Genomic DNA, 26963 nt, shown 5'->3' with positions numbered 1-26963 from the left:
TCTTCTACGGCCTTCCTGAAAATACTTTTGAACTTTTTGTGCCATCCATTCGAGGAGGCGACGCCCTCGCCTTTCGAGATAAATGGTCGGCAGCAGGTGCGGCAAGCTGTAGCGCCCCGGGAAGGCGCCGTGCCATACTCGGCGCGTGACGGCGTCGTATTCCTTCAAAGCGGAGCTGTGGCTCTACCCCGGGGAAGCCGGCTGGCACTTCCTGACCCTGCCGGCGGAGGTTGCGGACGATATCCGCGCGCAAAACGCCGGCCACAGCAAAGCCTTCGGCTCAGTCAAAGTGACGGCGGCGATTTCCGGCCACGCGTGGCAGACCTCGCTCTTCGCGGACACCAAGACGGGCACGTACCTCCTGCCCGTTAAGAAGGCCATCAGGGACAAGGCCATGATTGGCGACGGCGACGAAGTGGCCGTTCACCTATCCATACCGCACCCCTGACGCCGCGATCACGGGGAACTGATCTCCGGCGCTGGCTGGAAGGACTACCCAGCGGAGAGGTGCCGGTGCCGTAGCGGAACCCTAGATCTGCTTCAGCGCCTGCTCCAGGTCGCCGATGAGGTCGTCCACGTCCTCAAGCCCCACCGAAAGCCGCACCACGCCGTCGCTCAGGCCAATGGCAGCCCGCCCCTCAGGTCCCATCGCCCGGTGCGTGGTGGTGGCCGGGTGCGTGATGAGGGACTTCGCGTCGCCGAGGTTGTTGGAGATGTCGATGATCCGCAGGCCGTCCAGCAGCGCAAACGCTGCCTCCTTGCCCGAGCGCCCGCCGGAGGGGGCAAGTTCCAGGGTGAGGACCGTGCCGCCGGCGCTCATCTGCTTCGCCGCCAGCTCGTACTGCGGGTGCGACTTCAGGAGCGGGTACTTCACCCAACTGACGGCGGGCTGCTCCTCCAGCCATTCCGCAAGCCGCAGGGCAGTGGCGGAGGAATGGTTGACGCGCAGCGCCATGGTCTCCAGGCCCTTGGTGAGGACCCAGGCGTTGAATGCGGATAACGCCGGTCCGGTGTGGCGCATCAGCTGCTTCACCGGGCCGTCGATGAACTCCTTGGTCCCCAGGATGGCACCGCCGAGGACCCGGCCCTGGCCGTCGATGTGCTTGGTGCCTGAGTAGACAATTACGTCGGCGCCGAACTGCCCGCACCGCTGCAGCAGGGGAGTGGCAAAAACGTTGTCGACGACGACGGTCGCACCTGCCGCGTGCGCCAGCTCGCTGACCGCCGCGATGTCCACGATCTCCTGCATCGGGTTGGACGGCGACTCGAAGAAGACGGCAGTGGTGGGCTCGGACAGGGCGGACCGCCACTGCTCCAGGTCCGGGCCGTCCACGAAGACCGTCTCCACGCCCCAGCGCGGCAGGATCTCGTTGAGGATCACGAAGCAGGAGCCGAACAGGGAACGCGCCGCCACCACGCGGTCGCCGGCTGCCAGCAGCGCACCCAGGGCGGTGAACACCGCGGACATGCCGGACGCCGTTGCAAAGCAAGCCTCCGTGCCTTCGAGGAGGCGGAGCCGCTCCTGGAACGTGGCCACGGAGGGGTTGCCGTAGCGCGAGTAGACGAAGCGCTCGTCCTCGCCTGTGAAGGCACGCTCGGCTGCGGCGGCGGATTCGTATACAAAACCGGAGTTCAGGAAGACGGCCTCGCTGGTCTCCTGGAAGTTGGTGCGGTCCAGTCCGCCGCGGACGGCTTGGGTGTCGGGGCTCCAGCCGGCGGCGTCTTCGTTGAAGGTCACTTAGTTCTTTCCCAGGTTGGTTGGCAGGCCGCGGTTCTTCCAGCCGTTGACGGTGCGTTCTCCATAGCGGTCCGGCTCGCCTTCAAAGCCCTCCAGGACGTTGTAGGAGGTGAAACCGGCCTGCGTGGCAGCAATGGCGGCGGCGATGGAACGCTGGCCGGAACGGCACAGGAACACCAGTTCGGTCGACTTGTCCTCGGGCGCCTGCTGGCTAAGGTCGGTGATGAAATCGGGGTTGGGGATTCCGCCAGGGAAGGTCCACTGGATGAACAGCGGATCGTTCTCGGTGGCTTTGGTGTCCGGAATCCCAATGTGGGCCCATTCGCCCTCCGTGCGCACATCCACCAGGATGGCGCCCTGCTCCAGCTTTTCCCAGGCCTCGTGCGGGGTCAGGTCTCCGGCGTAGCTCATGCGTGGCCCTCGCCAGCGAACTCGAGTTCCTCGCCGTTGAGCCCAAGCTCGTCCACGGCGGTGGCCACTGCGGCGTCGGCGGAGGCAACGGCTGCCGGCAGGATCACAGCCTGCGCCACGATGGGTGTGGTGCCGTTGAACGTGACTGCGGGGCTTCCGTGGAGCACGTAGCCCTCGGCCAGGGCGGCTGAAATCCGCTCGCAGAAGGATCGGTCATCCGGCCCGGTGATAAGGCGGTAGGCCAGTTTTTCTTCGGGGGCAGGTGCGTCAGACATGACGGATCTCCTTCTCTCACGCTTGCAGCTCGAATGGGTCGATATGCCGAGTGTTCACCTGAGGCACCCCGCCGCGGAAGGAGGGTTGCCGACCGGCCAGTCAGGGCTTGGCGCCGGTACTCATTACTCCCCAAAAACGTAACACTTGCCGCCCGGTGCCGCACCGCCGTCGTCGTCATGTTGCGTAACTGAAGTACTCAGGGAGCCGCGGCGGCGCCAGGGTGCCGTCCGGCACCTTCTTTCAACGTACGACGACGGCCCCGCGGTGGGTGCCCCGAGCGGGGTTTCCATGCATCATCCCCACTTGGGTCAGCACCCAGGCCGAGCGGTACCGCCCGACGGGACCTGGGGGAGTGGCAGGATCAGTTGGTGGAGCAGGTGGTCCTGCCACTTCCCCGCTATTTTCAGGTACTCCGGCGCCACCCCGATCTCCTGGAACCCGGCCCGATGCAGGATTCGCCTCGATGCTGTGTTGTGGAGCAGGGTTGCTGCCTGGATACGGTGAAGGCCAAGCGCGGTGCGCGCATAGTTGGCTGCAAACAGGACGGCCGCCGTGCCGATCCCTTGTCCGGTGAGGCCGCCATCAACCCAGTAGCCTATGTTCGCACTGAGAAAGGGGCCGCGGACGATTCCAGTTAGGGTGACCGTGCCAACCACGCGACCACTCCTGCTGCGGGTACCCGCCCTGCCCGCACCGGCGTCGTCCTCCTTCACCAGGACCCAGGGGATCTCAGACCCCAGCATGTGCTGTCCGCGCTTGGTGCGGATGATTTCGGCCTGCTGCTCCGGCGTGAAGAAGGCGTCATCCCTTTCCGGCTCCCATGGCGCCAAGTGCCCGCGATTACGCTGGTATGCCGCCGCCAGGGCCGCGGCATCGCCGTCCTCAAGCAGTCGGATATGAAGGCCCTCGCGCAGGTAGCCGGTGCTGGTGATCACTAACCAGATGCCTTTCAGGAGGGCGCTGTGGTGCCGAAGGAGCGTTTTACTTTACTGAAATCTGAACGCTACAGGGGTGGACGCTGACTATCCCGCCTCCGGCGGCAGGTAGGGACCGCGGCAGGTAGGCAACGCGGCAGGCTGGCGGATAGGCGCCCGAGCGGATAGAGGGCGGGGGATAAACGGGAGGGTAAACAAACGGCGTGGACCGCCTGCCTGCCAGGCAGTGGTCCACGCCGGATTCGTTCTTACCCCAGCACCCTGGTGTGGTTCTTAGACGAGGCCGGGGTAGCTGGCCAGGATGTAGTCCGCAGCAGCGGGGCCTTTCATGCGGAGCCCGTTGTGGTCGGGTGCGATCCGGCGGCGGTTCATCGCGGCCCAGAAGGCGGCGTCCGGGCCGGGCTTTTGCTGGTTGATGAAGCACCAGCTGGTGTACAGGCCGTAAAGACGGTCACGGTCCAAGGTGGATTCCGCGGCCTGGTCGAGATAGGTGGCTTCCTGGAGAAAGAGGTCAAACTGGGAGTGCGCCACGACGGCGTCCCTTCGCTAAGTGCGGTGGTGCCGCCGTTCGGCTACAGCAGCGAACCTCAATGCCGTGCACAGGGCAATGGAGTGTTGATGAAGCCCGTTAAAATCCGCGGACTACGGGGCGTGTCAATGCCGCATCTACAATGTAGACTTTACCCGTAGACTACACATCAGGCAAGCGAATGGATTATTGATCCACGTGCAGGGCTTGCTGACACCCAGGACGGATATCATGGCCTCCCCGAAGACGCGTGCGACCACCGGGCCAGCCCAAAAACCCCGCCTCAGCAGGGAGCTTGTGCTCACCAAGGCGCTGGAGGTTGTGGACGCGGAAGGCCTGGACGCACTGACCATGCGCCGCCTGGGCCAGGAGCTGGACCGGGACCCGATGAGCCTTTACCGCTACGCGGAGAACCGGGCCGCGCTGCTGGACGGCGTCTCCGAGCTGGTGCTCAATGAACTGTCCATCCACCCGGAAGATCCGGACTGGAAGGCCCAGCTGCGCCAGATTGCCCATAGCCTGCGGAAGCTGGCGCTCAAGCATCCCAATGTCGTGCCGCTGCTGGTGACCAGGCCGCTTTCGACGCCCCTGGGACTGCGTCCGCTGGGCACCCTGCGTCCCTTGGAACAGATACTCGCCCTGCTCATCGGGGCAGGCTTCGACCCCGCCGGTGCCCTCCACGTCTACCGTGCTTACTACGGCTTCCTTTACGGCCACATCCTGAACGAACTCCAGGAATTCGTGGTGGATCCGGAGGAGAACGAAGTGCTGCTGCGGCTGGGGCTGCACCGGCTGCCTGCCAAGGAGTTTCCCAGGCTGCGTGCGCTTGCCCCTGCGCTCGCGGAATACGACGGTTCCACGGAACTCGACCAGGGGCTGAGCATCCTGCTGTCCGGCCTTGAAACGCAACTGTCCGTGCAGGTCGCGCCTGCCGGCTAGTTGTCGCCTGCCAGCCAGTTGTACTGTCCGGCAGGCACTTCCGGATGGTTATTCGAACGAAGCCCGCCGCCTGTCCTGTTGCCGGGTTGCCCAGATGTCCGGCCGGTTGACCTTGAAACGGCGGCCGGTGAGGGCGCGGGCCGAGAGGCGGATGTAGTTTGCCTTTTCTCCCGGCTGCCACGGCTCCAGGCCCAGGCTGTCCACGGCGTCCTTGTCCGCCTGGTCCTCGATGACGGTGGTATCGCCGCGGAGCACCACGCTCCAAGCCTCTTCGGTGTGGGGGTCGTAGCCGTCGATCTCCAGCGCTGCAGGCCGCTCGGACAGGGCACTCCACAGCTTGGTAACGCCCGCTGTGCGGAACGCTATGCTGCGGCGGTGCACCACGTAGTTGATCGGAAAGATCTCGGGGTGGCCGTCAACCACCAGCGCAAGGCGCCCTACAGCATCGTTTTCCAGGAGTTCCCAGCATTCGTCAAAGGTCAGGTTGTCATTCGGCTGCGTCTGCGAGTCCATGAACCACACCTTACGGCCAGTGCCCCTGCGGAACCTAGAGTGTGAGGGCCACAATCGCGGGCGTGCCTATCGGATGCCCGCGAACAGCTCGTTCAGTTCGGCGGTCAGCTCTTTCTGGACGGACGGCGTGCCGATTTCCTTGCCATCGATCCGGTTGACCGGGGCCAGCAAGCGGACGCTGGAGATCAGCCACACCGCGTCTGCATCCAGCAGGTCCTGCGGCTCCAGCGGACCGTAGCCCAGTTCCCAGCCCGCAGCCTTCGCCGCGCTGAACAGCGCGCCCTGCGAGGTTCCCGGCAGGATGCCGCTGTCCAGCTGGGGCGTGATGAGGCGCTTGACGGGAGTGCCGTCGTCGGACGTTCCTGCGTGTGCCAGCAGCACTGTGGAGGTGGGACCCTCCAGCACCCTCCCGTCGGAGGAGATGAAGATGACGTCGTCCGCGCCCTGTTTGTGGGCATGGCGCAAAGCGGCCATGTTGACCGCGTAGGACAGCGTCTTCGCACCGAGCAGCAGCCAGGGGGCCCGCTCGGCGGCGTCGCTGTCGTAGCCCCGGTCAAGGAGGATGACGTCGATTCCCGTCTCGCGCTGGCGGCGGGCCAACGCCCCTGTGGGGGACACCTGGACCCAGGCGGTGGGCGCGGCTGCTCCCTCCGCGCCGCGGGTGACCACCAGTTTGACCACGAGCTCGTCCTCGGCGGCGGAGGCGGGCGGATGCTGGGACCGGTGCTCTTCCAGCGCAGTCGCAATGGCCCTGCGCCACTCATCCTCCAGGGGGATCACCAGGTCAAGGGCGTTCGCGGAGCCCGCAAGGCGGTCCAGGTGGGCCTGGATCTTCCGCACATTGCCCCCGACAGCCAGCATGGTTTCAAAGATTCCGTCACCCCGGGTGGCGCCCTGGTCCGTCACCAGGAGCTGGGGCTTGGAGGCATCGGCGAGCCGGCCGTCCGGGAAAGCGGGATCGAGGAAAACGAGAACCACGGAAGCTGGAGAGGTCATGGCTCCAGCTTAGTGCGGCGCCGCACGGATAAGCTGGGCAGAGTGCCCTGGCTGGAAACGGTCCGCCGGGAGCCCATCCTCCGGGGGTTTATTTACGTGTTGTGGCCATTTTCGCTTGCCGGCACTGCGCCGATGTGGGTGGTGGTGCTGCTGGGCGTCGCCGATCTCCTGATCAGGGTGCTGGCTGTGGGAATCATCCCGGGAAACAGGCGCCCCACCACGGCGATGGCGTGGCTGCTGGGCATTTTCTTTGTTCCGTTCGTGGGTATCCTCCTGTTCCTGCTGTTCGGCAACTTCAAGCTGTCCAGCCGCCGCCGGGCCCAGCAGCAGCAGGTCAACGAGCGGGTGCGGGCCGGGATCTCCTCGCTTGCCGACGTCGAAAGCGACTACCCCGGACCTGAATGGGTGAAGTCCGCCGCGGAACTGAACCGCCGGCTGGGGTCCCTGCCCATGGTGGACGGCAACTCCGTGGACCTGATCCCCGGCTATCCGGACTCGATCCTGCAGATGACGGAGGCGGTGCGCAAGGCGAAAAAGTTCGTCAACGCCGAGTTCTACATCATGAGCACGGACCACATCACCGATGACCTCCTTACGGCGCTGGAGGAAGCAGCCGAGCGCGGCGTCCAGGTCCGGGTGCTGTTCGACCACATCGGCACCCTGCGGGTCCAGGGCTACCGGAAGCTGCTGAAGCGGCTCCGCGCAGGCAAGATCCAGTGGAAGCGGATGCTTCCGCTCCTGCCCATCCACGGCCAGTGGCGCCGGCCGGACCTGCGGAACCACCGCAAAATCATGGTGATCGACGGCGAAATCGCCTTCACCGGTTCGCAGAACCTGATCGAGCCCTCCTACAACAACCCCCGGCACCGCAAGGCGGGCCGGGAATGGGTGGAGCTCATGGCGTGCCTGCGCGGGCCCATCGTGACCACCCTGAACGTTGTCTTCGCCACCGACTGGCTCAGTGAAACCGATGAGTCCCTGGAACACCAGCTGCAGCTCCCGTCCAACCCGCATCCCGGCAACGTGACGGCACAGGTGGTTCCGAGCGGTCCGGGATTCATCACCGAGAACAACCTGAGGCTCTTCAACACGCTCATCTACTCCGCCCAGCACCGGATCTCGATCTGCAGTCCGTACTTCGTCCCGGATGATTCCCTGCTCTACGCCATCACCACCGCCGCCCAGCGCGGCGTGGACGTGGAGCTGTTCGTCTCCGAGAAGGGGGACCAGTTCCTGGTACACCACGCGCAGCGCTCCTACTATGAGGCGCTGCTCGAAGCCGGCGTCCGGATCTACCTGTACAAGGCGCCGTTCGTGCTCCACGCGAAGCACTTCACCATCGACGACGAAGTTGCGGTCCTGGGCTCCAGCAACATGGACATGCGCTCTTTCTCCCTGAACCTTGAGGTGTCCGTGATGCTGCTGGGCGAGGACATCGTCACCAAGATGCGTGCCGTGGAGGACACCTACCGGGACATCTCCCACGAGCTGCGGCTGGCGGACTGGCTGCAGCGGCCCCTGGCTGCACGCTACGTGGACAATGTGGCCCGGCTGACGGCCACTGTGCAGTAAGAAGGAGCCGTCCAAGAGGCCTATGGGGTTAGGCGTTGGGGAACCGGGCGCGCAGGGTGGAGAGGACCCCGAAGGCCTTGGTGCGGATTTCCTCGTATTCTTCGTCCGGGTCCGAATCCGCTGTGATGGCGCCCCCGACGCCGAGCGTCAGTTCCGCTGTTCCGTCGCTGGCGGCGTCGATCACCAGGGTCCGGATGGCGACGGCGAGGTCCGTGGCGCCATTCAGCGAGAAGTAGCCGATGGCGCCGGAGTAAAGCCCCCGCCCGCCACCTTCGAGCCGGTCCAGGATGGCCATGGTGCTGATCTTGGGCGCGCCGGTCATTGATCCCGCCGGGAAGCACGCGGCCACGGCTTCGGCCCGCGATGATCCGCGCTGCAGCCGGGCATCGATGGTGCTGACCATCTGATGCACGGTGGCGTAGCTCTCGATTGCGCAGAGCCTGCTGACCGTGACGGAGCCGGGCGCCGCGAAGTGGCTGAGGTCGTTCCGCAGCAGGTCCACGATCATGATGTTTTCGGCGCGGTCCTTCAGCGACTCCGCGAGGTCCCGGCGCAGCTGCGTGTCCTCCTGCGGGTCAGCAGCCCGGCGGCGGGTGCCCTTGATGGGCTCGGCGCGCATGCCGCCGTCGGACGCTATCTTCAGGAAGCGCTCCGGCGAGGTGCTGGCCACCGTGAGTCCGCCAAACTTCAGGTAACTGGCGAACGGGGCAGGATTCTTGCCGCGCAGTGCCAGGTATGTGGGCCACGGGTCCAGTCCGGCTGCCGGAACCTCGGCTGAAAGAGTGGTGGTCAGGCACACTTCGTAGGTGTTTCCCTCGGCGATTTCGTGCTGGGCGGCAGCGATTTTCTCCCGGTACTGGTTGCCGGTATCGCGGCTTCGGAAGGCTGGCGGGTGCGGAAGTACGACGCCGTTGCTGCCGCCGGCCTGGGCGGCCGGGGCCAGCTGCGCGGCGGGGCCGCAGGCTGATTCGACGGCGGCCCGCGCGTCCTCCAGCCACTCCCCGGCCTCCGGGGCGTCGAGTGCCAGGAGCCAGGTGGTTCCTTCGGCATGGTCCAGAACAACCGCCCGCCCGGCGAAGATGAGCGAAGCGTCAGGGGTGGGTGCGGACTGGTCGGATCCGCCGGTTTCCCGTTTGAGCTCATAGCCCAGGCATCCCAGCCAGCCAAGGGTGAACTCGCCGGGGTAGCCGTCAGGGGTGCCGACTGCGGCGTCGCCCCAGACGCTGTCCAGCCAGCGGAAGAACGGGCCCTCCACTGTGGCGGTTCCGCAGCCTGCCCTGAGCTCGCTTTGTCCTGAACGGTGGGTCATGGACTGGCCATGCGTGCCGGCGTCGTCCGCCATGATGCTGAAGCGGCTCCGCCCTGCTGCCTCGGATGCGGCATGGTTGCCGGGCTGGTCGCCGGCCCGGTCCTCCGGGGACTGCCACGCGGAACCGGCGTTCGATGAGTCCAGCCAGACAGCGTTGGCGGAGGTGCCGTAGAGGGAACTGAACAGCGCTGCCGGGTCCGGGCTGCTGTCCAGCCGTTCAGCGCGGAGGCTGGGGCCGCGGCGGGCCGAGAGCTCGGGGGACAGCACCGGGTAAAGGGCGGGAAGATACGGCAGGAGCTGCAGGACGTCCGCGGGGGCGGAGCCGTCGGCGCGGTTGAGCACGCGGATGTCGGCGTGCTGCGGGACGTCGTCCGTGCGCAGCCATTCCTCCTCCTGCGCGGCCCACTGGTCCCAATAGGGTTCATAGCTGCCGCCGTCGCGGTCCAGCGCACGGGTGCGGCGGATCTCCTCCGGGGAGTCCGCCCAGATGACGGCGCTGAGGAAGGGCCGGGCCGGGGCCGCGGCGGCTCCCACTCCCTCCACGATGACAATCTCGGCCGGCAGCGTTACCCGCGAGTCGCCGTCGTAATGTTTCTCCCAGTCCCAGCTGGTCCAGGTGGCGGCGTCGCCACGGGCCAGGGGTTCCAGGACCGTGGCGACGTAGCAGTCGATGCCCACCATCAGGCCGTTCCAGCCGGGGTAGATGTCCTCGAGGTGGAACAGCGAAACCCTGTGGTGGGCGCGCAGCCGCGCCGCCAGTTCAACGGCGAGGGTGGTCTTCCCTGCGCCCGAGCGCCCGTCGATGGCAATGATGACGGGGGCTGGGCTCATGGATTAGAGCGTACCGTCATCCCTGCCGGGCTTTCATCCGGGGGTTCTTCTTGTTGATGACGAACGTCCTCCCGCGCCGCCGGACAATCTGCGCGCCGGGGATCTTTTTCAGTGCGCGGAGTGAGTTCCGTACCTTCATGCTGTTCTCCTTGTTGGTTGGGTCTGTTGTGTGAGTGGCAGCCCTTCTCCGCCGGCAACCAGTTCCTCGTCGGTGAGCTGGCAGGACAGCAGCAGCTGCTCGAATTCCGCAGCGTCAAGGTCCTCACCTGTCGCGGCGATGACCGAGGCGGCGGAAGCCTCATGGTGGGCTGACTGCTTTCCGGCCTTGGGCGGGGCGTTGTTTTCGGGCCAGGCACCGAGGTTCTCCAGCCACACGCGGGGACCGATGCCCTGGACTGCTATCCGGCAGGCCGGCGCGGAGGCTATCCACAGCTGGCCCCGCAGGACGCAGCATCCTGCCGCCAGTGTTGCCAGTGCGTCCTGGAACCGTCCGGGGTGCAGCGGCCGCTCGATCCGGTGGAACACTGTGGCAAACGGCGACGCCGAACTGCGGGCGTGGGAGCCGGGCGCGTGGGCGTTTCCGGGTGCTGTCCTGGCCACCGCTTCTGCATAACGGTGCTGCCCAGGGCGGACGGCTGCCGCGTCGGAGGCTACCTCAGCATGCGGAGCGAGTTCACGGACCAGGTGCCGCCCGCGCTCGCGGCCCAGCGGATCCGGCGGCACGATGTCCGGTTCGGTGAGCAACACAGTGTCCGCGAAGGCGAGTTCGCCCACCAGGAACTCGCCTGGCGTCCGCTCGTCTTCCGGAGCGGGCGTGAAGCCGGATTCAAACAAGGTGTGGGAATCCCAGATGTGGTCCTCCAAGGCATCCGGCGAACACGCGAGGACCACGGCATCCACGGTGGCCGCGCGGGTGAGGCCTCGCCGCAGTGCGGAAACCGCGGCTGATGCGGGGACGGCGGGAGGCAGGCCGATGATGATGGTGCCCTTGGCGTTTTCGAGCAACCTGTCGATGCTGGGGACGAGGTCCAGCCGGACGGCGCAGCTCAGGCAGCCGTGTTCCAGCATTGTCTCCTCGCGTTCCAGGAGGATCCGGCCGCTGAATATCCGCCGGACCACGAGTCCGTCCTCCATGAGGTCGTGGAGGACAACCAGGCTGCCGGGATGGGCCGCCGCAAGGTCTTCGCACGCCTGCTGCCGGCAAAGTGCATCGAGGGAACTGATGACGGTGAGGTTCATGCCGTCAAACTTAGTTGAGAATGGTTCTCAATTACAAGCGGGAGTCAACCTTGGTGGCTGCCTGCCATCGTCTTGCCTTCATTCAGCCAGGCTGTCCCGTGACGCTGCTTGGCTAGGCCTGGCTCTGGAGTTGGGCATTCCGGGCGGCTGCCACTTTGATGTAATCCACCAGTCCGGGCAGGGCTGCGTGGACCTGATGCCAGACGGTGTCGAAATCTGCATGCCCGCCGTACCAGGGGTCCTCGATTCCTTGGTCAAGGAGGTCCTTTTCCGCCAGTTGCGGGTCGAAGCTGCGCAGCATCCGGATCTTGTCCCGGGCCTCCTGGTCCGGGGCGGACTCGCTCAGCCAGGCGTAGTGGTCGATGTCCAGCGCCAGGATCAGGTCCCGCTCCTGGAACCATTCCGCCTGCCACTGGCGGGCAATGTGCCGGTCGGAGGTCAGTTGCGTCGCTGCCAGCCGCCGTGCCGCCCGGGGGTCTATGGGCCGCCCGGCTTCGTATCCGGTTGTTCCCGCCGAATCCACCGTGACCAGGCCGCCCAGCCCAGCGTCTTCCAGTGCTGCGACGAGCATTAACTCCGCCATGGGGGACCGGCAGATGTTCCCGGTGCAGACGGCGATGACACGGTATGGGCTCGACGGTGAGTTCATGATGATAAGCATGCGCGCTATTTGCCCTTGTTGGCTAGCGTGGGATTCACAAAGCTTGACTCGTTTGTAAAGATTCTTTGCACCGGCCGTCACAAGCTTCGGCTCGGCTGCCGGACGCTCCGCGTCCTTAGTGGAGGAACGCCAGCAGGATGCCTACTCCCACAAACAGCGCCCCGAAGGACCGGTTGAGGACAAGTTGGCCGCGGGGGCTGTGGGTGAACCGCTCAAAGGACCTGGCCGCGGCAGCGAAGAAGAACCACATCACCAGGATGTCAATGGCGACGATGGTCGCCGTCAGTACTGCGTACTGCCCCAGAAGGGGCTGCTCGGGCCGGATGAACTGGGGCATGAAGGCGAGGAAGAAGATGATGGCCTTCGGGTTGAGGAGATTCACCCAGAACCCGCGCCGGAAGATGGACCAGGCGGGCTCGTTCCGAAGGCCGGCAATCTTCTCCTGCTCAAGGTCCGGCTTGCTGAGGAACTGACGGATGCCCAGATAGACCAGGTAGGCGGCGCCGGAGTAGCGGATCACGTTGAAGGCAACGGGCGAGCTGGCGACGAGCACCCCCACGCCGAGGGCAACGATGACCACGTGGATCACCAGTGCTGCCTGCTGGCCGAGGATTCCCCACATGGAACGCCGGAACCCGGCATTCAGCGAGTTGCTCATGGTGTTGATGGCTCCGGCGCCGGGGGTGAAGCTGATCAGCACGCCGGCGCCCGCCAGGGCGAGCCAAAGGGAGAATTGCACCAGCCAAGTTTAGTGGCAGCTGCCGGCGGATGCTTACCGTGGGCTCACCGGGCGCCCGGCAGGCTGCGGCTGCCTCGGCTGGGGTCGCCATTCCCGGCTACGCCCGCGCGACGACCTCGCCGTTGGGGATCAGGAACCAGCCGTCGTCGGTGGATCCCCACCGATGCCAGCCTGCGGAAATCCTCGCCAGGTCCGCCGGGTTGGCGAAGCCGTATTCCAGTGCCTGCTCCGCGAAGGCAGAGTGCAGCACGCGTTCGCTCCAGACCCGGGCCTGCCACCGGCGCTGCTGGCCGGTGGCATAAAGCCAGTTGCTGCTGGTGGGAGCAACGTCGGTGAAGCCTGCCGCCTGGGCCCAGCTGACCAGCCGCCGCCCGGCGTCGGGCTCTGCCCCGTTCCTGCGGGCGATGCGCTGGTACAGCTCCATCCACTCGTCGAGCTCCGGGATGGCGGGGTACCAGCTCATGCCGTGGAAGTCGGCGTCGCGTACGGCAACGATGCCGCCGGGCTTGGCCACGCGCCGCATCTCACGCAGCGCCTCCACAGGGTCGGTGAGGTGCTGGAGCACCTGGTGGGCGTGGACGACGTCGAACGTCCCGTCCTTGAAGTCCAGGTCGTAGATGTTGCCGGCCACGAATTCGACGTTCGGAACCTCGCGCTCCAGGGCGAGGGCCCTGGCCTGGGCGATGATGTCCGGTGACCGGTCCAGGCCGGTGACTTTTCCCGGAGCCACCAGGACGGCAAAGTCGCACGTGATGGTGCCCGGGCCGCAGCCGACGTCGAGCACGCTGCAGCCTGGCGTGAGGTGCGGCAGGACGAACGCAGCCGAATTCTCGGCTGTCCTGGCGGCATGGGCGCGGACCACTGATTCGTGATGGCCGTGCGTGTAAACGTCGTCTTCAGGCTGCTGCGCACTCATAACCAAACGCTACCCCCAACTAGGTCGCGCCAAGTGTCGTTTTGGAGCCTCAAAACGACACTTAGCGCTACCTAGTTGGGTGGGGGTGTTGGGTGGGCGGGGCGGGGGTGTCCGGGTGCCCCCCGGACGACTCTTCCCGCGCAGCAACCGTCGCTTCCACCATGGCGGTCATGAAGCGGCTGGCGGTTTCCAGCTCCTCCGGCGTGAACGCAGCCATGGCGGTTCCCATCTGGCGCGCCAGCGGGGCGAAGATCGTCCCGCCGTCCTGGAAGGCCTTGGGTGTCATTTTCAGCTGGACCTGCCGACGGTCCGAGCCATGCCGCTCGCGTATCACGTGCCCGGAATGGTCAAGCCTGTCGATCAAGGCGGTGGTCGCGGGCGAGCTCAGGTGCAGTTCCTTGCGCAGGAGCCCGGGCGTCACCACGTTTCCCTTCGCCGTGTGGCGCATGATCACTGCCAGGGCATTGAGGTCCGTGCGGTGCATGTCCTTTTGCCCGCCTGCAGTATCCACGTACCGGTTGGCCTCCAGCGTGAACTCCTGCAGGAGCAGGACCAGCGGGTGAGGGCCTGCGGGCGGACCGGAAGGAGGCCCCTGCGGGCCGGGGTCAGCGTTGCCTGCCACGTCCACCTCCTTATTCTGCGGGTGCTGGTACCGAATGCCCGGCTCGGCCCCCGGGCGGTTGGCCGTACTGACGGATATTACTTCAGCGCCGCCGCCATGAACGTACCGACCGAACCAAGAAAAGCTAGCCGGGCTCTTATCTCCATAATGGAGATACTCTAGTATGGAAGCAATGTTACCCGCGTCCCTCCCCTGGAAGGCAACAAATGAAAGCTACATCCACAGGCACGGAACGGGTCCCGTTCTGGCTGCGCTGGCTGGTCCCCGTCATCCTGGTCCTGACGTGGCTGGCGCTGGCCGGCGTCGGAGGCCCAACGTTCGGCAGGCTTGAAGAGGTCTCCTCCAACGACCAGGCCTCCTTCCTCCCGGCCGGCGCAGAGGCTACCGAGGCGCAGGACTGGCAGTCCAGGTTCCGTGACTCGGATGAGGTGCCGGGCGTCATCGTGATCGAAAGCAGCGACGCCTTCACCCCGGCCCAGCTTGGGGAGGCTGCGGGACTGCGGGCGGAGCTCGAGGAGCTTAAGCTCGGCAGTGCTGTGATTGGACCCATCCCCTCCAAGGACGGCACGGCCGTCCAGTTCATCGCGCCCATCGATTCCTCGGCGGAGGTCAAGGAAGCGGTGCAGGAGCTGCGGGACACCGTGGCCGGCGCGGCCCCGGAGGGAATGCAGACCTTCGTGACGGGCCCCGCGGGGCTCGCGGCGGACCTCACCGCCGCCTTCGCCGGGATTGACGGCATCCTCCTGCTGGTGGCCCTGGCCGCGGTGTTCGTGATCCTGCTGGTGGTGTACCGCTCCCTCCTGCTGCCCATCATGGTGCTGCTGACGTCCGTCTTCGCGCTGTGTGCCGCCATCCTGCTGGTGTTCGGCATGGCTAAAGCCGGGTGGATCCAGCTCAACGGCCAGAGCCAGGGCATCCTGTCCATCCTGGTGATCGGCGCCGCCACGGATTACGCCCTGCTGTATGTTGCACGGTTCCGCGAAGCCCTGACCCACACCACCAACCGCACCGCGGCTGTCCTGACCGCCTGGAAAGCATCCTTCGAGCCCATCCTGGCGTCCGGTGCCACCGTGATTATTGCGCTCTTGTGCCTGCTCTTCTCCGACCTCAACTCCAACAAGGCGCTGGGCCCCGTGGCGGCGGCCGGCATCCTCTGTTCACTGTTTGCGGCCCTTACGCTGCTTCCCGCGCTGATGGCGCTGCTGGGTCGGGCCGCCTTCTGGCCGTTCCGCCCGAAGCTGCTTCCCGCGGACCAGCGCGAACCCGAACTGGTCACCGGGCTGGAAGGCCAGAAGGGCCTGTGGCGTGCCACCGGGTCCCTGGTTTCCCGGCATCCGCGGACGGTCTGGGTGGCCTCGGTCCTGCTGCTGGTGGTTGCCTCGGCCGGCGTCCTGCAGCTCAAGGCCAACGGCGTTCCGCAAACCGAGGTCATCCTCGCGGCGTCCAACGCCGTTGACGGCCAGGACGCTTTGGCGCGGCACTTCGACGCCGGCAGCGGCAGCCCCGCCGTCGTGGTTGCGGACCAAGGAAAGGCGCAGGAAGTGCTGGACACCGTGAAAGCGGCCGACGGCGTGGGCGAGGCTTATCTCCTTGCCCAGGGTTCCGTGCCCATCACCGGAGCCCCCGGCGCTCCCAGCGCACCGGACGTCCGCGACGGCAAGGTGCTCATCAACGCCACCCTGAACTCGGCCGCGGACTCACTCGAAGCGGAGGAAGCTGTCAAGGCGCTGCGCGCGGACGTCAAGGCAGTGGATCCGGAAGCCCTGGTGGGCGGCGTGACCGCGACGGCACTCGATACCAACACCACCGCCCAGCGGGACCTGGTGATCATCATCCCGGTGGTCCTGGTGGTGATCCTGTTCATCCTGATGCTGCTGCTCCGATCCATCCTGGCGCCGGTGCTGCTGGTGCTCTCGGTGGTGCTGTCCTACGCTGCTGCGATGGGCGTTTCGGCGTTCGTCTTCAACAACATCCTGGGCTTCCCGGGGGCTGACGCCACCGTTCCGCTGTTCGGCTTTGTGTTCCTGGTTGCCCTTGGGGTGGACTACAACATCTTCCTGATGAGCAGGGTCCGCGAGGAGTCGCTCAAGCACGGCACGCGGCCGGGCATCCTCCGCGGGCTGGGCGTCACCGGCGGCGTCATCACCTCCGCCGGGGTGGTGCTGGCGGCCACATTCGCCGCGCTGGGCGTCATTCCGATCATGTTCCTGGTGCAGCTGGCGTTCATCGTGGCGTTCGGGGTGCTGCTGGACACCGTCCTGGTCCGGTCGCTGCTGGTGCCGGCGCTCGCGTACGACATCGGGCCCCGCATCTGGTGGCCCGGCAAGCTGGGGCGGCCGGAGCTGGATGCGTCCGTCCGTCCGGAAACCGGCGGCACGCCGGAGCCTGTGGTTGAGGGCGCAGGCCGCCGCTGAATCCTAGGCCGAATGCACCTGACATCCCGCGAGGCTCTTGCTGGCCCGCGGGCCCTGTTGGTGAAAAGGCCTCCTCGATAGACTGCCAATGCGCCCGCATGGACGCGGAACCTCAAAGGAGAGAAGTCACCATGACGGAACATAACGCCGATGAGCAGCCCCGCAAGGGCAGTACGGCGCCGGGGCTGGAAGGCGAAGGCGGGCAGTACGTGGACGGCGACTACGGCGATGCCGGCACTGTGGGGGATGCCGCCGCGGCCCGTGACGACGGCGAATACGAGGACGGCGATTACGGCGAGGCTGGCACCGCCGGCAGGGCCCGAGAAACGGATGCAGTCCGTGAAGGGCTGACGGACGGACAGGTGAACACCACAGCCGAGGAACGGGGCCCCCTGCACGGGCGCCGGGACAGCGAAAGGTAGTAGGCCAGCAAAAGCAGCGCGGCGGCAGGTTCTCCAGCAGCGAAACGGGGGACCGCCGTCGTCCGCGTTTTAAGAATGCATAACGGGCCGGAAACCCCGCCATTGCGGGGAGGCGGCCGGTGCAGGGTGACCAAAGCAAAGGCAGAGTTGAGTCGGGTACGCTCAACTTCGTATTGACATCATCTCTGCGCTGAGTAAAGTTGAGTGCAGAACGCTCAATCAGAGAGCGCCAACCAGTTTCCAAGGAAAGAAGGAAGCAACACATGTCACGTGCAGTAGGTATCGACCTCGGAACCACCAACTCCGTCGTCTCCGTTCTCGAAGGTGGCGAGCCCACCGTTATTGCCAACGCCGAGGGTGGCCGCACCACGCCGTCCGTCGTTGCATTCTCCAAGTCCGGCGAAGTCCTGGTGGGCGAGATCGCCAAGCGCCAGGCCGTCAACAACATCGAGCGCACCATCGCCTCGGTGAAGCGCCACATGGGCACCGACTGGACCAAGTCCATCGATGACAAGAAGTACACCCCGCAGGAAATTTCAGCGCGTATCCTCATGAAGCTGAAGAACGACGCCGAGTCTTACCTGGGTGAAAAGGTCACCGACGCTGTGATCACCGTGCCGGCCTACTTCAACGACGCCGAGCGCCAGGCAACCAAGGAAGCCGGCGAGATCGCAGGCATGAACGTGCTGCGCATCGTCAACGAGCCCACCGCCGCGGCACTGGCCTACGGCCTGGACAAGGGCAAGGAAGACGAACTCATCCTGGTCTTCGACCTCGGTGGCGGTACGTTCGACGTCTCGCTGCTGGAAGTCGGCAAGGACGAGGACAACTTCTCCACCATCCAGGTCCGCGCCACCGCCGGCGACAACCGCCTCGGCGGCGATGATTGGGACCAGCGCGTTGTTGACTACCTGCTGAACCAGCTCAAGGTCAAGGGCATCGACCTGTCCAAGGACAAGATCGCCCTGCAGCGCCTCCGCGAAGCAGCTGAGCAGGCCAAGAAGGAGCTCTCCTCCTCCACCAGCACCAACGTCTCCCTCCAGTACCTGTCCGTCACCCCGGACGGCCCGGTCCACCTGGATGAGCAGCTGACCCGCGCCAAGTTCCAGGACCTCACCAAGGACCTGCTGGAGCGCACCAAGAAGCCGTTCCACGACGTGATCAAGGAAGCGGGCATCAAGCTCTCCGACATTGACCACATCGTCCTCGTCGGCGGTTCCACCCGTATGCCCGCCGTGTACGAGCTGGTCAAGGAACTCGCCGGCGGCAAGGAGCCGAACAAGGGCGTGAACCCGGATGAGGTTGTGGCCGTTGGTGCAGCCCTCCAGGCCGGTGTGCTGAAGGGTGAGCGCAAGGACGTCCTGCTGATCGACGTCACCCCGCTGTCCCTCGGCATCGAAACCAAGGGTGGCGTGATGACGCACCTGATCGAGCGCAACACCGCCATCCCCACCAAGCGGTCCGAGACCTTCACCACCGCTGACGACAACCAGCCGTCGGTGGCCATCCAGGTCTTCCAGGGCGAGCGCGAGTTCACCCGGGACAACAAGCCGCTGGGCACGTTCGAACTGACAGGCATCGCCCCGGCGCCCCGTGGCATCCCGCAGATCGAGGTCACCTTCGACATCGACGCCAACGGCATTGTCCACGTCTCCGCGAAGGACAAGGGCACCGGCAAGGAACAGTCCATGACCATCACCGGCGGCACCGCGCTCTCCAAGGAAGACATTGACCGCATGGTCCGTGACGCCGAGGAGCACGCAGCGGAGGACAAGGCCCGCCGCGAGGCCACCGACACCCGCAACACCGCCGAGCAGCTCGCCTACTCCGTGGACAAGCTGATCGCTGACAACGCCGACAAGCTGCCCGAGGAGGTCAAGACCGAGGTCCAGGCCGACGTCGACAGCCTCAAGAAGGCGCTTGAAGGGACCGACGACGCCGCCGTGAAGGCCGCCTTCGAGAAGCTGCAGGCTTCCCAGGGCAAGCTGGGCGAGGCCATCTACGCCCAGTCCGGTTCCCCGGACGGAGCCACCGGCGCCGCCGGTGCTGAAGGTGCTTCCGCTGGCTCTGCCGGTTCGAAGGCGGACGAGGATATCGTCGACGCCGAGATCATCGACGAAGACGAAGCGAAGAAGTAGCCATGCCCCACCACGGTAACGAGGAAGAGCACAGCTCCGCAGACCAGGAGAACAGGCACAACAGCGAGCCGGTCATCCGGGACAACCGCAAGGTTGACCCGGTGACCGGGCAGGCGCGGCATCCCGAGGGCGGTCACCCTGAAGCCAAGGATTCCGACGGCGATGCGCTCGCCCAGGCTGAGGAAATCCTCAACGGCGTCGAGGTGCCGGCCGCGGAGTCCGTGGCCCAGGGCGCTGGTTCGGCGGGTTCGGCCAACGCTGAGGCGGCCGAGCTTCGGAACGACCTCCTCCGGCTGCAGGCCGAGTACGTCAACTACCGCAAGCGGGTTGAACGCGACCGCGCCGTGGCGGGGGAAATGGCCGTCATCGGCGTCCTGAACTCCCTGCTGCCGGTGCTGGACGACGTCGATGCGGCCCGCCAGCACGGCGACCTCGTTGACGGCCCGTTCGCCGCGATCGCCGCAAAGCTGGAGAACGCGCTGAAGACGTACGGCCTGGTCCGGATCGACGAGACAGGCGTGGAGTTCGATCCCACGATCCACGAGGCCCTGATCCAGCAGCCCGGCGAGGACATCGAGGTTGACACTGTCAGCCAGGTGCTCCGCTCAGGCTACAAGTCAGGCGAACGCGTCCTCCGGGCCGCCCAGGTGATTGTGGCCGTTCCGGCTTAGTCCGGGGTTGGCTTGCGCTCCGCCGGATATGGGGCGGTGCCCGCTTCGCGGTGCCCTCCACACCGCCGCCCCATATCCGGCCTCCGCGCAGGCGGTCATCTCGCCTAAGGTGAGGTAACCATGAAGCTCGCAGCGGTACAGGGGCCCCGGGAGTGGCATCGGGCCTACCGGAGCGTGGCGGCTGAGGTCCGTAGGACCAAAGCCGCCACGCGTAAGGGGCGGGGGCCCCTGTACCGCGGAGAGCTGTCAGTTAAGAGACTTGAAAGGAAACGCCATTGGCTAGCCAGGATTGGGTGGACAAGGACTTTTACAAGATCCTTGGTGTTGCCAAGGACGCTTCCGACGCCGATATCAAGAAGGCTTATCGGAAGCTGGCCCGGCAGCACCACCCTGATACGAACGCGGGGAACACAGCTTCCGAGAAGAAGTTCAAGGACATTTCCGAGGCGTACTCGGTGCTTTCAGACCCTGATGAGCGCCAGCAGTACGACGCCATCCGGGCCATGGGCAGCGGGGCCCGATTTGCCCCCGGCGGCGCCGGAGCGGGCAACGGCGGCTTCGAGGACATGTTCGGCGGCCTGTTCACCGGCAACACCGGCCGGCATGCAGGCGGCTTCAATCCTTCCGCCGGCGGCATTCCGCCGGAGTTCGCCGACCTGTTCGGCGGCGGCTTCGGCCAGACCGGGTTCCAGCGGGCGCCGCAGAAGGGCGCCGACCGCACGGCCTCCACAAGCATTTCCTTTGCCGGCTCCATCCGCGGCACCACCATTGGCCTGCGGGAACCGAGCGGCGAAGTCATTGACGTCCGGGTGCCTGCCGGCATCAAGGACGGCCAGAAAGTCCGGGTGCGGGGCAAGGGCCAGCCCGGCGCGGCCGGAAACGGGGACCTGGTGGTGTCCGTCTCGGTCCAGCCGCACGCCTTTTACACGCGCGACGGCGACAACCTCCGCATCCACGTTCCCGTCACCTTCCCTGAGGCTGCCTTGGGAGCGGACATCGAGGTGCCCACCATCGACGGCGAAAAGGTGCGGGTCCGTGTGCCGGCCGGGACGCCGTCGGGCCGTACGCTGCGGGTCAAGGGCAAAGGCGTGAAGACGGCGAAGGGGACCGGCGACCTGCTGGTGACCATCGACGTCGCGGTTCCCAAGAACCTGAACAAGGAAGCCGAAGCCGCGGTGAAGGCGTTTGCCGAGGCCACGGCGGGAGCCGATGTCCGTGAGGGCCTGGCCGCCAAGGCCCGGTTGTAGCAGGAAGGAGTGCAGTGGACGTCAGTGCTGACCAGCCCATTTTCGTGATTTCGGTGGCGGCTGAGCTTGCGGACATGCACCCCCAGACGCTGCGGCAGTACGACCGGCTGGGCATCGTCTCGCCCAGCCGCGCACCCGGCAAGTCCCGCCGCTACTCACAGCGCGACGTGACAATGCTGCGTGAAGTGCAGCGGCTGTCCCAGGAGGGCGTCTCGCTTGAAGGGATCAAGCGGATCCTGGAACTCGAGAACCAAGTGGCCGCCCTGCAGAGCCGGATCGCAGAGCTGACCGAGGAACTCGGACGGCGGCGGCAGCCCCTGGACGCACGCATCTTCGCTGCCGGTGCGGCAGGTGACGTGGTGAGCCTGGCTCGGGGCCAGCGCCCGCGCCCCCGCTCCCAGGCCGTGGTGCTTTGGCGGCCCCGCGCCCTCGGCAACTAGGCCGCTTAGGGCAAACGGCAGCCGCACCTAAGTAACGTGCCCTCCGCGCCTGCCGGAAATAGAGTACTCACTACTCGTGACCCCGGAGCCCCCGGAAACTTCAATGGAACCACTGCTGGATCAGCAGCAGTGGTTCCAAGGTTTCCGGGGGTTTTCCATGCGTGGTTCCGCTTTTAGCAGCCCTGCCGTTGAGGGGCACCGATGAGTCCGGGGATGGAGTCGGTGGCAGCGTTCAGCGGCTCGATTCCGGGCCAGCTGCTGCTCGCCGTCGGGCAGACGATTGTGGTGGTGTGCGTCTGCTTCGACATGGTGCGCGCGCTGTCCGTCCCCAGGTCCCACCGGCGCTACGTGGCAAGCACCGTCTTCCGGACCCTGGCGGTGCCGTCGATCATCGTCAACGGGCTCACCGTCCTGATCGCACTGGTCCTTGCGTCCTGGATTGATGTGGTGATGGGGATGTTTGTGCTGATGGCCATCATCTTCCGCCTGCACCACGACAAGGACGAGGACAACTGGTGGAAGGGCAAGGGCAAGAAACTTGCCCGCTGGGCACGCCGCCAGTTCTCCGGCCGGACCGCCGCCGCCCCCGCGATGGGGTAACAGGCGTCCCTTGCCGGCGGGGACAGGGTTGGCTGGGGGCCGGGTTGCCTGCGGGACCGGGGTTAAAGGCTCAGTTGTTTCGCGTGGAAGTCGAAGTGCAGCGTGGGGTAGCGGTATACCTCGGCGAGCGTCATCGACGGGGCGAAGAACGGGTCCCATCTGTCCGGGAATGCCATGGACCTGGCCAGTGAAGCCTCGTCCTCGCGCTCCAGCTGGCGGGACAGCGATGCCAGTGTCCTGTCCAGTTTCCGGCCCATCCTCCGCCTGTCATAGACGGTGGACGCCGCACGCGAGCCCCAATAGTTGACCACGTCGAACGGACCGGTCCCCGCGTTCAGCAGGGCCGCGAAGGCCTGGCCGGCTGGTCGGGGGAGGCGGCTGACAACGTGGACCAGGGGAACCAGGGCCCGGACCACCATGTAGCCGAAGACCATGTGGAACAGCAGCTGCTCATTGGTCCATCGGGTTCCGTTGCTGCGGCGGCGCAGGTCATCCGGTGTTGCGCGTTCCAGTAACGCCTTGAGCTCTCGGGACGCGCGGGCGTAGCCGTCCTCGATGCTCCCCTTCGTTGGATCCACCACGCCCTTCTCCCTGGCTGCCGCCCTGGTGGCTGCCCCTCTTCCTGGCCGCCCCCATTTTGTTGTCAGTTGCTGCCCTGCCGGCCATGCGAAAGCCCGGTGGGAAAGCCCACCAGCACCGGTTCGGGGGCGGAGCAGCAGCCCGCCCCGGAATCCGCCGGGGTGGCGGCCGGGACGTCGCAGCTGGTGCCGGCGTCCGTGGAGCACACGCCCGTCTCGGGGAGTTCCAGCTGGACGGTGTCAGCCGCCGCGCGGTCCCCGGCGAGGGCGGCCACCACGGAGCGGACCTGCTCGTATCCGGTTGCCAGCAGGAAAGTGGGCGCCCGGCCATAGGACTTCATGCCCACAATGTAGAAGTCCCGGTCCGGGTGGGCAAGGAGCAGTGCCCCATGGGGCGGCACGGTCCCGCACGAGTGGAATTCAGGGTCGATGAGCGGCCCAAGCTGGCGGGGAGCCTCGACGGCGGGGTCGAGGTCCAACCGGAGTTCACGCAGCATGTCCAGGTCCGGGCGGAAGCCCGTGCAGGGGACCACGACGTCGGCCTCCATGGTCCTGCCGTCCACCGATTCCACCACCACGCCGGAGTCCAGCGATTTCAGGGAAGCGATGCCGAAGCCGGTGCGCAGTTCGATGGTTCCAGCCTGGACCAGGCGCCGCAGCCGTGCGCCCAGCTGCCCTCGGGCCGGCAGGCCGTCAGCGTCGCCGCCGCCGTAAACTTTCTCTGCGGACTTCCCGCGGACTGCCCACAGGATCCGGGTTGCCGGCTCCTGCCTGGCGAGGTCGGCGAGGCTGATCAGGGTATTGGCTGCGGAGTGGCCCGCCCCGACCACCAGCACCCGCCGTCCGGCAAAACGGCTCCTGTCGCGGCCTGGGACGTCCGGCAGCGGAGAAGAGATCCTGTCAGCTGCCGCATCCTCACCGATGGCAGGCAGTCCCGAGGTGCCCAGCGGGTTCCGGTTGCCCCAGGTGCCCGATGCGTCGATCACGGCTGCCACTGTGTGGTCGCGGGTTTCGCCGTTCCCGTGCTGCACCCGCACGGTGAAGGGCGTGGTGTCCCGGTCCCGGGAGTGGGTTTTGTCCAGGCCGGCCCGGGTCACGGCGGTGACCCGCGCGCCGGTGTGGAGGCGGGAGCTGATGGCCGGGGTGGCAGCCAGCGGTGCGAGGTAGTTGTCCACAAGTTCCCTGCCGTACGGCAGCGCGGTGGGGCGCGGGGCTTCCCAGCCGGTGGATTCCAACAGGCGCACCGCGGCGGCGTCAAGGTTGAACCGCCACGGTGAGAACAGGCGGATGTGGCGCCATTCATCAATGGCCGCGCCCGCCGTCGTGCCTGCCTCAAAGATGAGCGGCTCAAGCCCGCGCTCCAGCAGGTGTGCCGCGGCGGCAAGTCCCACGGGCCCGGCGCCGATCACGGCAATCGGCAGGTTCGTCGTCGAATCCATGTGCTTCCTCTTATGTTCTTCGTGGCCTGCCCAACTAGGTAGCGCTAAGTGTCGTTTTGAGGCCCCAGAACGACACTTAGCGCTACCTAGTTGGGATAGGCGGGGCGGTTTGGGTGGGTGAGTTGGGGGGGGGGGCAGGGGTGGGGAGTCAGGCGTGGGTTGGCTCTTCCACCAGGGCGGTGGCAATGCTGTCCGCGTCCTCGAGGGCGGCCAGGTAGCGTTCCGCGTCGAGGGCGGCCGCGCAGCCGGTGCCGGCGGCGGTGATCGCCTGCCGGTAGCGGTGGTCCACGGCGTCCCCGCAGGCGAAGACGCCGGAGAGGTTGGTGACCGTGGTGGGGGAGTCCACCTTGATGTACCCCTCGTCGTCCAGGTCCACCTGCCCGGCCACGAGTTCCGTGCGCGGGACGTGGCCGATGGCGACGAAGATACCGGTGGCAGCGTGCTGGCGGGTTTCCCCGGTGCGGGTGTCAGTCAGCGTGACGCCGGTGACCTTGGTATCGCCGTGGATGGCCGCGACGGCGGAGTTCCAGGCGAAGCTGATTTTGGGGTTGTCTTTGGCCCGCTGCGCCATGATGCGGGAGGCGCGGAGCTCGTCCTTGCGCACGACGACGGTGACGGACTTTCCGAAGCGGGTCAGGAACATTGCTTCCTCCATCGCCGAGTCGCCGCCGCCGACAACAATGATGTCCTGCTCGCGGAAGAAGAACCCGTCGCAGGTGGCGCACCAGGAGACGCCGTGGCCGCTGAACTTCTTCTCCTCCGGCAGGCCGAGCTCCTTGTAGGCGGAGCCGGTGGCGAGGATGACGGCGGGTGCCTCGTGCACGTCGCCGCCGCCGGTGACCACACGCTTCAGGTGGCCCGCCAGCGAGACCTGCGTGACGTCGTCGAAAACCACCTGCGCGCCGAACTTCTCCGCCTGTTCCTGCAGCCCGTCCATGAGCTCCGGGCCCTGGATGCCGCCCGGGAAACCGGGGAAGTTCTCCACCTCGGTGGTGTTCATCAGGGCGCCGCCGGCGGTGACCGAGCCGGCCAGGACCAGGGGCTTGAGCCCCGCACGTGCGGCGTAGATAGCCGCGGTGTAGCCGGCGGGGCCGGAACCGATGATGATCAACTGTTCTGTGGTGGCTGCTGTGTTCACGGTCTCGCTCACGGGATTCTCCTGATGCTCGGGATCTGCAGGTTGGCGCTACTTGGCGGCGGGGGCCAGGGACGCGATCAGTTCCTCAATCCGGCCCCTGATCTCGTCCCGGATGGGTCGGACGGATTCCACGCCCTTGCCCGCGGGGTCCTCCAGGACCCAGTCCTCGTACCGCTTGCCGGGGAAATAGGGGCATTCGTCGCCGCAGCCCATGGTGATGACGACGTCGGATTCCTTCACGGCCTCGGTGGTCAGGACCTTGGGGACCTCGGCAGACATGTCGATGCCCACCTCTGCCATGGCCTCCACGGCGGACGGGTTGATCTTGTCCGCGGGCTGGGACCCTGCGGACCGCACCTCGATGGAACCCTTGGAAAGGCTGGTGAGGAAGGCGGCGGCCATCTGGGAGCGGCCGGCGTTGTGGACGCAGACGAACAGGACGGACGGTTTCTTGGCGGTTTCGGTGCTCATGGTGTTCTCCGGGGGTAGCGGTGGTCAGAGGGTAGCGGTGGCGGGGCTGAAGAAGCGCTTGCGGGCCCAGAGGGCCGCATACACCAGTGCAACAAGTGCGGGCACTTCAATCAAGGGGCCGACGACGCCGGCAAGGGCTTGGCCGGACGTCACGCCGAAGGTGCCAATCGCCACAGCGATGGCCAGTTCGAAGTTATTGCCCGCCGCAGTGAAAGCCAGCGTGGTGGTTTTGGCGTAGCCAAGGTCCAGCCATTTGCCGAGCAGCATGCCCGAACCGAAGACCACCACGAAGTAGACCAGCAGCGGAAGCGCGATGCGTGCCACGTCCAGCGGGCGGGCCGTGATGGTGCTGCCCTGCAGGGCGAACAGGAGCGTGATGGTGAACAGCAGGCCGTAGAGAGCCCACGGGCCGAGTTTGGGGAGGAAGGTGCCTTCGTACCAGTCACGGCCCTTGGCCCGTTCGCCGAGGGTGCGGGTGAGGAAGCCGGCCAGCAGCGGGACGCCCAGGAAGATCAACACCGAGAGCATAATGGCCCAGAAGGAGAAGTCCGCGCTGGTGGTGGGAAGGCCCAGCCAGGACGGCAGGAGCTGCAGGTAAAACCAGCCCAGCGCGCCGAAGGCAACTACCTGGAAGACGGAGTTGATGGCCACCAGGACGGCAGCGGATTCACGGTCCCCGCAGGCGAGGTCGTTCCAGATCATCACCATGGCGATGCACCGGGCCAGCCCCACGATGATCAGGCCGGTCCGGTACTCGGGAAGGTCCGCCAGGAAAATCCAGGCCAGGACGAACATGAACGCCGGGGCCAGCAGCCAGTTGATCACCAGCGAGGAGACCAGCAGTTTCCTGTCGGCAAGCACGCGGCCGGCTTGGTCGTAACGGACCTTGGCGAGCACCGGGTACATCATGACCAGCAGGCCGACGGCGATGGGCAGGGACACTTCGCCCACCTGGACCGCTTCCAGCGCCGTGTTGAGGCCGGGGACCAGGTTGCCGAGCAGCAGGCCCACCGCCATCGCGGCGATGATCCACACGGGGAGGAAGCGGTCCAGGGTGGAGAGCCTGCCGACGACGGCCTCTTCCCTTTGGATGGGCGGTGTCTCGGTGCGGGTGCTCACGGGTCTCCTGTGCAGGTCAGCAGTTCGCCGGATGGGCGATAGATTGATAAGAATCGATAT

General features: G+C 66.3%; 29 protein-coding genes and 1 riboswitch. Of the genes, 10 read left to right on the top strand and 19 right to left on the bottom strand.

What is annotated here, in order from left to right; translation table 11 throughout:
* Nucleotides 1–145 precede the first annotated feature (145 nt).
* Complete coding sequence (locus tag FHJ30_RS18850) at nucleotides 146–448, top strand: DUF1905 domain-containing protein (RefSeq protein ID WP_139030766.1); 303 nt, start codon at nucleotides 146–148, stop codon at nucleotides 446–448.
* Between the two features lie 81 nt (nucleotides 449–529).
* Here the strand turns inward: FHJ30_RS18850 and FHJ30_RS18845 are convergent, their stop codons facing one another.
* From FHJ30_RS18845 to FHJ30_RS18825, 5 genes are all read right to left on the bottom strand, one after another.
* On the bottom strand, nucleotides 530–1738 hold the full coding sequence (locus FHJ30_RS18845) for an O-succinylhomoserine sulfhydrylase (protein WP_139030765.1): 1209 nt from the start codon (nucleotides 1736–1738) through the stop codon (nucleotides 530–532).
* A complete protein-coding gene (locus FHJ30_RS18840; RefSeq protein WP_139030764.1) occupies nucleotides 1739–2149 on the bottom strand; it encodes a rhodanese-like domain-containing protein in 411 nt (136 codons plus the stop codon).
* Nucleotides 2146–2424, bottom strand: a complete 279-nt coding sequence (locus FHJ30_RS18835) for a DUF1737 domain-containing protein (protein WP_139030763.1) — start codon at nucleotides 2422–2424, stop codon at nucleotides 2146–2148. Before FHJ30_RS18835 ends, FHJ30_RS18840 begins: the two co-directional genes overlap by 4 nt.
* Nucleotides 2425–2437: 13 nt before the next feature.
* A riboswitch (SAM riboswitch) is annotated at nucleotides 2438–2552 on the bottom strand.
* Between the two features lie 181 nt (nucleotides 2553–2733).
* Nucleotides 2734–3360: a GNAT family N-acetyltransferase gene (locus FHJ30_RS18830; protein ID WP_139030762.1), complete on the bottom strand. Its 627-nt coding sequence runs from the start codon at nucleotides 3358–3360 to the stop codon at nucleotides 2734–2736.
* A gap of 273 nt (nucleotides 3361–3633) precedes the next feature.
* Entirely contained in the window at nucleotides 3634–3891 is a 258-nt protein-coding gene (locus FHJ30_RS18825; protein ID WP_139030761.1) for a hypothetical protein, read from the bottom strand.
* Between the two features lie 229 nt (nucleotides 3892–4120).
* Between FHJ30_RS18825 and FHJ30_RS18820 the strand changes: the two genes are divergently transcribed.
* Entirely contained in the window at nucleotides 4121–4828 is a 708-nt protein-coding gene (locus FHJ30_RS18820) for a TetR/AcrR family transcriptional regulator C-terminal domain-containing protein (RefSeq protein ID WP_139030760.1), read from the top strand.
* 48 nt (nucleotides 4829–4876) lie between these two features.
* Here FHJ30_RS18820 and FHJ30_RS18815 read toward each other — a convergent pair whose 3' ends face one another.
* Together FHJ30_RS18815 and FHJ30_RS18810 are read right to left on the bottom strand one after the other, a co-directional pair.
* Entirely contained in the window at nucleotides 4877–5341 is a 465-nt protein-coding gene (locus FHJ30_RS18815) for a pyridoxamine 5'-phosphate oxidase family protein (protein ID WP_139030759.1), read from the bottom strand.
* Nucleotides 5342–5407: 66 nt separating this feature from the next.
* Entirely contained in the window at nucleotides 5408–6337 is a 930-nt protein-coding gene (locus tag FHJ30_RS18810; RefSeq protein WP_139030758.1) for an aminodeoxychorismate lyase, read from the bottom strand.
* A 132-nt stretch (nucleotides 6338–6469) separates the two neighbouring features.
* Between FHJ30_RS18810 and cls the strand changes: the two genes are divergently transcribed.
* Complete coding sequence (gene cls / locus FHJ30_RS18805) at nucleotides 6470–7909, top strand: cardiolipin synthase (RefSeq protein ID WP_139030793.1); 1440 nt, start codon at nucleotides 6470–6472, stop codon at nucleotides 7907–7909.
* A 28-nt stretch (nucleotides 7910–7937) separates the two neighbouring features.
* Here cls and pabB read toward each other — a convergent pair whose 3' ends face one another.
* From pabB to FHJ30_RS18770, 7 genes are all read right to left on the bottom strand, one after another.
* Entirely contained in the window at nucleotides 7938–10049 is a 2112-nt protein-coding gene (gene pabB, locus FHJ30_RS18800) for an aminodeoxychorismate synthase component I (RefSeq protein ID WP_139030757.1), read from the bottom strand.
* A 16-nt stretch (nucleotides 10050–10065) separates the two neighbouring features.
* Nucleotides 10066–10188 carry a type B 50S ribosomal protein L36 gene (ykgO, locus tag FHJ30_RS18795; protein WP_011693081.1) on the bottom strand — a complete coding sequence of 41 codons (123 nt, stop codon included), beginning with the start codon at nucleotides 10186–10188 and terminating at the stop codon, nucleotides 10066–10068.
* Complete coding sequence (locus FHJ30_RS18790) at nucleotides 10185–11288, bottom strand: GTP-binding protein (protein WP_139030756.1); 1104 nt, start codon at nucleotides 11286–11288, stop codon at nucleotides 10185–10187. The genes ykgO and FHJ30_RS18790 overlap by 4 nt, the downstream gene beginning before the upstream one ends.
* Before the next feature lie 112 nt (nucleotides 11289–11400).
* Nucleotides 11401–11949, bottom strand: coding sequence for a low molecular weight protein-tyrosine-phosphatase (locus tag FHJ30_RS18785; RefSeq protein ID WP_240793760.1), 549 nt, complete (start codon nucleotides 11947–11949; stop codon nucleotides 11401–11403).
* Between the two features lie 115 nt (nucleotides 11950–12064).
* A complete protein-coding gene (locus FHJ30_RS18780; RefSeq protein WP_139030755.1) occupies nucleotides 12065–12688 on the bottom strand; it encodes a LysE family transporter in 624 nt (207 codons plus the stop codon).
* A 97-nt stretch (nucleotides 12689–12785) separates the two neighbouring features.
* On the bottom strand, nucleotides 12786–13604 hold the full coding sequence (locus FHJ30_RS18775) for a methyltransferase domain-containing protein (protein WP_139030754.1): 819 nt from the start codon (nucleotides 13602–13604) through the stop codon (nucleotides 12786–12788).
* A 67-nt stretch (nucleotides 13605–13671) separates the two neighbouring features.
* Entirely contained in the window at nucleotides 13672–14226 is a 555-nt protein-coding gene (locus FHJ30_RS18770) for a MarR family winged helix-turn-helix transcriptional regulator (protein ID WP_139030753.1), read from the bottom strand.
* 206 nt (nucleotides 14227–14432) lie between these two features.
* Between FHJ30_RS18770 and FHJ30_RS18765 the strand changes: the two genes are divergently transcribed.
* The 7 genes from FHJ30_RS18765 to FHJ30_RS18735 all read left to right on the top strand — a co-directional run bounded on the left by FHJ30_RS18765 (nucleotide 14433) and on the right by FHJ30_RS18735 (nucleotide 22158).
* Nucleotides 14433–16640, top strand: coding sequence for an efflux RND transporter permease subunit (locus tag FHJ30_RS18765; RefSeq protein ID WP_139030752.1), 2208 nt, complete (start codon nucleotides 14433–14435; stop codon nucleotides 16638–16640).
* 131 nt (nucleotides 16641–16771) lie between these two features.
* Nucleotides 16772–17062, top strand: a complete 291-nt coding sequence (locus FHJ30_RS18760; protein ID WP_139030751.1) for a hypothetical protein — start codon at nucleotides 16772–16774, stop codon at nucleotides 17060–17062.
* Between the two features lie 263 nt (nucleotides 17063–17325).
* Nucleotides 17326–19200 (top strand): molecular chaperone DnaK, encoded by a 1875-nt coding sequence (dnaK, locus tag FHJ30_RS18755; protein WP_139030750.1) that lies wholly within the window; start codon nucleotides 17326–17328, stop codon nucleotides 19198–19200.
* Between the two features lie 2 nt (nucleotides 19201–19202).
* On the top strand, nucleotides 19203–19871 hold the full coding sequence (locus tag FHJ30_RS18750; protein ID WP_139030749.1) for a nucleotide exchange factor GrpE: 669 nt from the start codon (nucleotides 19203–19205) through the stop codon (nucleotides 19869–19871).
* A gap of 275 nt (nucleotides 19872–20146) precedes the next feature.
* Nucleotides 20147–21118: a DnaJ C-terminal domain-containing protein gene (locus FHJ30_RS18745; RefSeq protein ID WP_171059131.1), complete on the top strand. Its 972-nt coding sequence runs from the start codon at nucleotides 20147–20149 to the stop codon at nucleotides 21116–21118.
* Nucleotides 21119–21132: 14 nt separating this feature from the next.
* On the top strand, nucleotides 21133–21558 hold the full coding sequence (locus FHJ30_RS18740; RefSeq protein ID WP_139030748.1) for a heat shock protein transcriptional repressor HspR: 426 nt from the start codon (nucleotides 21133–21135) through the stop codon (nucleotides 21556–21558).
* A 213-nt stretch (nucleotides 21559–21771) separates the two neighbouring features.
* On the top strand, nucleotides 21772–22158 hold the full coding sequence (locus FHJ30_RS18735; RefSeq protein WP_139030790.1) for a hypothetical protein: 387 nt from the start codon (nucleotides 21772–21774) through the stop codon (nucleotides 22156–22158).
* A gap of 62 nt (nucleotides 22159–22220) precedes the next feature.
* On the opposite strand, the gene FHJ30_RS18730 is transcribed toward FHJ30_RS18735, so the two are convergent.
* The 5 genes from FHJ30_RS18730 to arsB all read right to left on the bottom strand — a co-directional run bounded on the left by FHJ30_RS18730 (nucleotide 22221) and on the right by arsB (nucleotide 26903).
* Nucleotides 22221–22739 carry a DinB family protein gene (locus tag FHJ30_RS18730; protein WP_306669394.1) on the bottom strand — a complete coding sequence of 173 codons (519 nt, stop codon included), beginning with the start codon at nucleotides 22737–22739 and terminating at the stop codon, nucleotides 22221–22223.
* 62 nt (nucleotides 22740–22801) lie between these two features.
* Nucleotides 22802–24175: an FAD-dependent oxidoreductase gene (locus FHJ30_RS18725; RefSeq protein WP_139030747.1), complete on the bottom strand. Its 1374-nt coding sequence runs from the start codon at nucleotides 24173–24175 to the stop codon at nucleotides 22802–22804.
* A gap of 148 nt (nucleotides 24176–24323) precedes the next feature.
* The gene (gene trxB, locus FHJ30_RS18720; protein WP_373683158.1) at nucleotides 24324–25325 is read right to left on the bottom strand and encodes a thioredoxin-disulfide reductase; all 1002 of its coding nucleotides are present in this window, start codon (nucleotides 25323–25325) and stop codon (nucleotides 24324–24326) included.
* Nucleotides 25326–25361: 36 nt separating this feature from the next.
* Nucleotides 25362–25784, bottom strand: coding sequence for an arsenate reductase ArsC (locus FHJ30_RS18715; RefSeq protein WP_139030746.1), 423 nt, complete (start codon nucleotides 25782–25784; stop codon nucleotides 25362–25364).
* A 24-nt stretch (nucleotides 25785–25808) separates the two neighbouring features.
* On the bottom strand, nucleotides 25809–26903 hold the full coding sequence (arsB, locus tag FHJ30_RS18710) for an ACR3 family arsenite efflux transporter (RefSeq protein ID WP_139030745.1): 1095 nt from the start codon (nucleotides 26901–26903) through the stop codon (nucleotides 25809–25811).
* Between the last annotated feature and the right edge of the window lie 60 nt (nucleotides 26904–26963).

This window comes from Arthrobacter sp. BB-1 (genome assembly GCF_006151685.1).
In the GTDB taxonomy this organism is placed as follows: Bacteria; Actinomycetota; Actinomycetes; order Actinomycetales; family Micrococcaceae; genus Arthrobacter.
Note: the sequence above shows the minus strand (reverse complement) of the source record. Positions and strands in the feature narration are given on the sequence as shown.

Coding starts and splice junctions, on each gene's coding strand:
- FHJ30_RS18715 (WP_139030746.1), bottom strand. CDS start 25,784: ATGAGCACCGAAACCGCCAAGAAACCGTCCGTCCTGTTCGTCTGCGTC.
- ykgO (WP_011693081.1), bottom strand. CDS start 10,188: ATGAAGGTACGGAACTCACTCCGCGCACTGAAAAAGATCCCCGGCGCG.
- FHJ30_RS18760 (WP_139030751.1), top strand. CDS start 16,772: ATGACGGAACATAACGCCGATGAGCAGCCCCGCAAGGGCAGTACGGCG.
- FHJ30_RS18810 (WP_139030758.1), bottom strand. CDS start 6,337: ATGACCTCTCCAGCTTCCGTGGTTCTCGTTTTCCTCGATCCCGCTTTC.
- FHJ30_RS18840 (WP_139030764.1), bottom strand. CDS start 2,149: ATGAGCTACGCCGGAGACCTGACCCCGCACGAGGCCTGGGAAAAGCTG.
- FHJ30_RS18775 (WP_139030754.1), bottom strand. CDS start 13,604: ATGAGTGCGCAGCAGCCTGAAGACGACGTTTACACGCACGGCCATCAC.
- FHJ30_RS18790 (WP_139030756.1), bottom strand. CDS start 11,288: ATGAACCTCACCGTCATCAGTTCCCTCGATGCACTTTGCCGGCAGCAG.
- FHJ30_RS18765 (WP_139030752.1), top strand. CDS start 14,433: ATGAAAGCTACATCCACAGGCACGGAACGGGTCCCGTTCTGGCTGCGC.
- dnaK (WP_139030750.1), top strand. CDS start 17,326: ATGTCACGTGCAGTAGGTATCGACCTCGGAACCACCAACTCCGTCGTC.
- pabB (WP_139030757.1), bottom strand. CDS start 10,049: ATGAGCCCAGCCCCCGTCATCATTGCCATCGACGGGCGCTCGGGCGCA.
- FHJ30_RS18735 (WP_139030790.1), top strand. CDS start 21,772: ATGGAGTCGGTGGCAGCGTTCAGCGGCTCGATTCCGGGCCAGCTGCTG.
- FHJ30_RS18835 (WP_139030763.1), bottom strand. CDS start 2,424: ATGTCTGACGCACCTGCCCCCGAAGAAAAACTGGCCTACCGCCTTATC.
- FHJ30_RS18750 (WP_139030749.1), top strand. CDS start 19,203: ATGCCCCACCACGGTAACGAGGAAGAGCACAGCTCCGCAGACCAGGAG.
- cls (WP_139030793.1), top strand. CDS start 6,470: ATGTGGGTGGTGGTGCTGCTGGGCGTCGCCGATCTCCTGATCAGGGTG.
- FHJ30_RS18820 (WP_139030760.1), top strand. CDS start 4,121: ATGGCCTCCCCGAAGACGCGTGCGACCACCGGGCCAGCCCAAAAACCC.
- FHJ30_RS18725 (WP_139030747.1), bottom strand. CDS start 24,175: ATGGATTCGACGACGAACCTGCCGATTGCCGTGATCGGCGCCGGGCCC.
- FHJ30_RS18815 (WP_139030759.1), bottom strand. CDS start 5,341: ATGGACTCGCAGACGCAGCCGAATGACAACCTGACCTTTGACGAATGC.
- FHJ30_RS18785 (WP_240793760.1), bottom strand. CDS start 11,949: ATGCTTATCATCATGAACTCACCGTCGAGCCCATACCGTGTCATCGCC.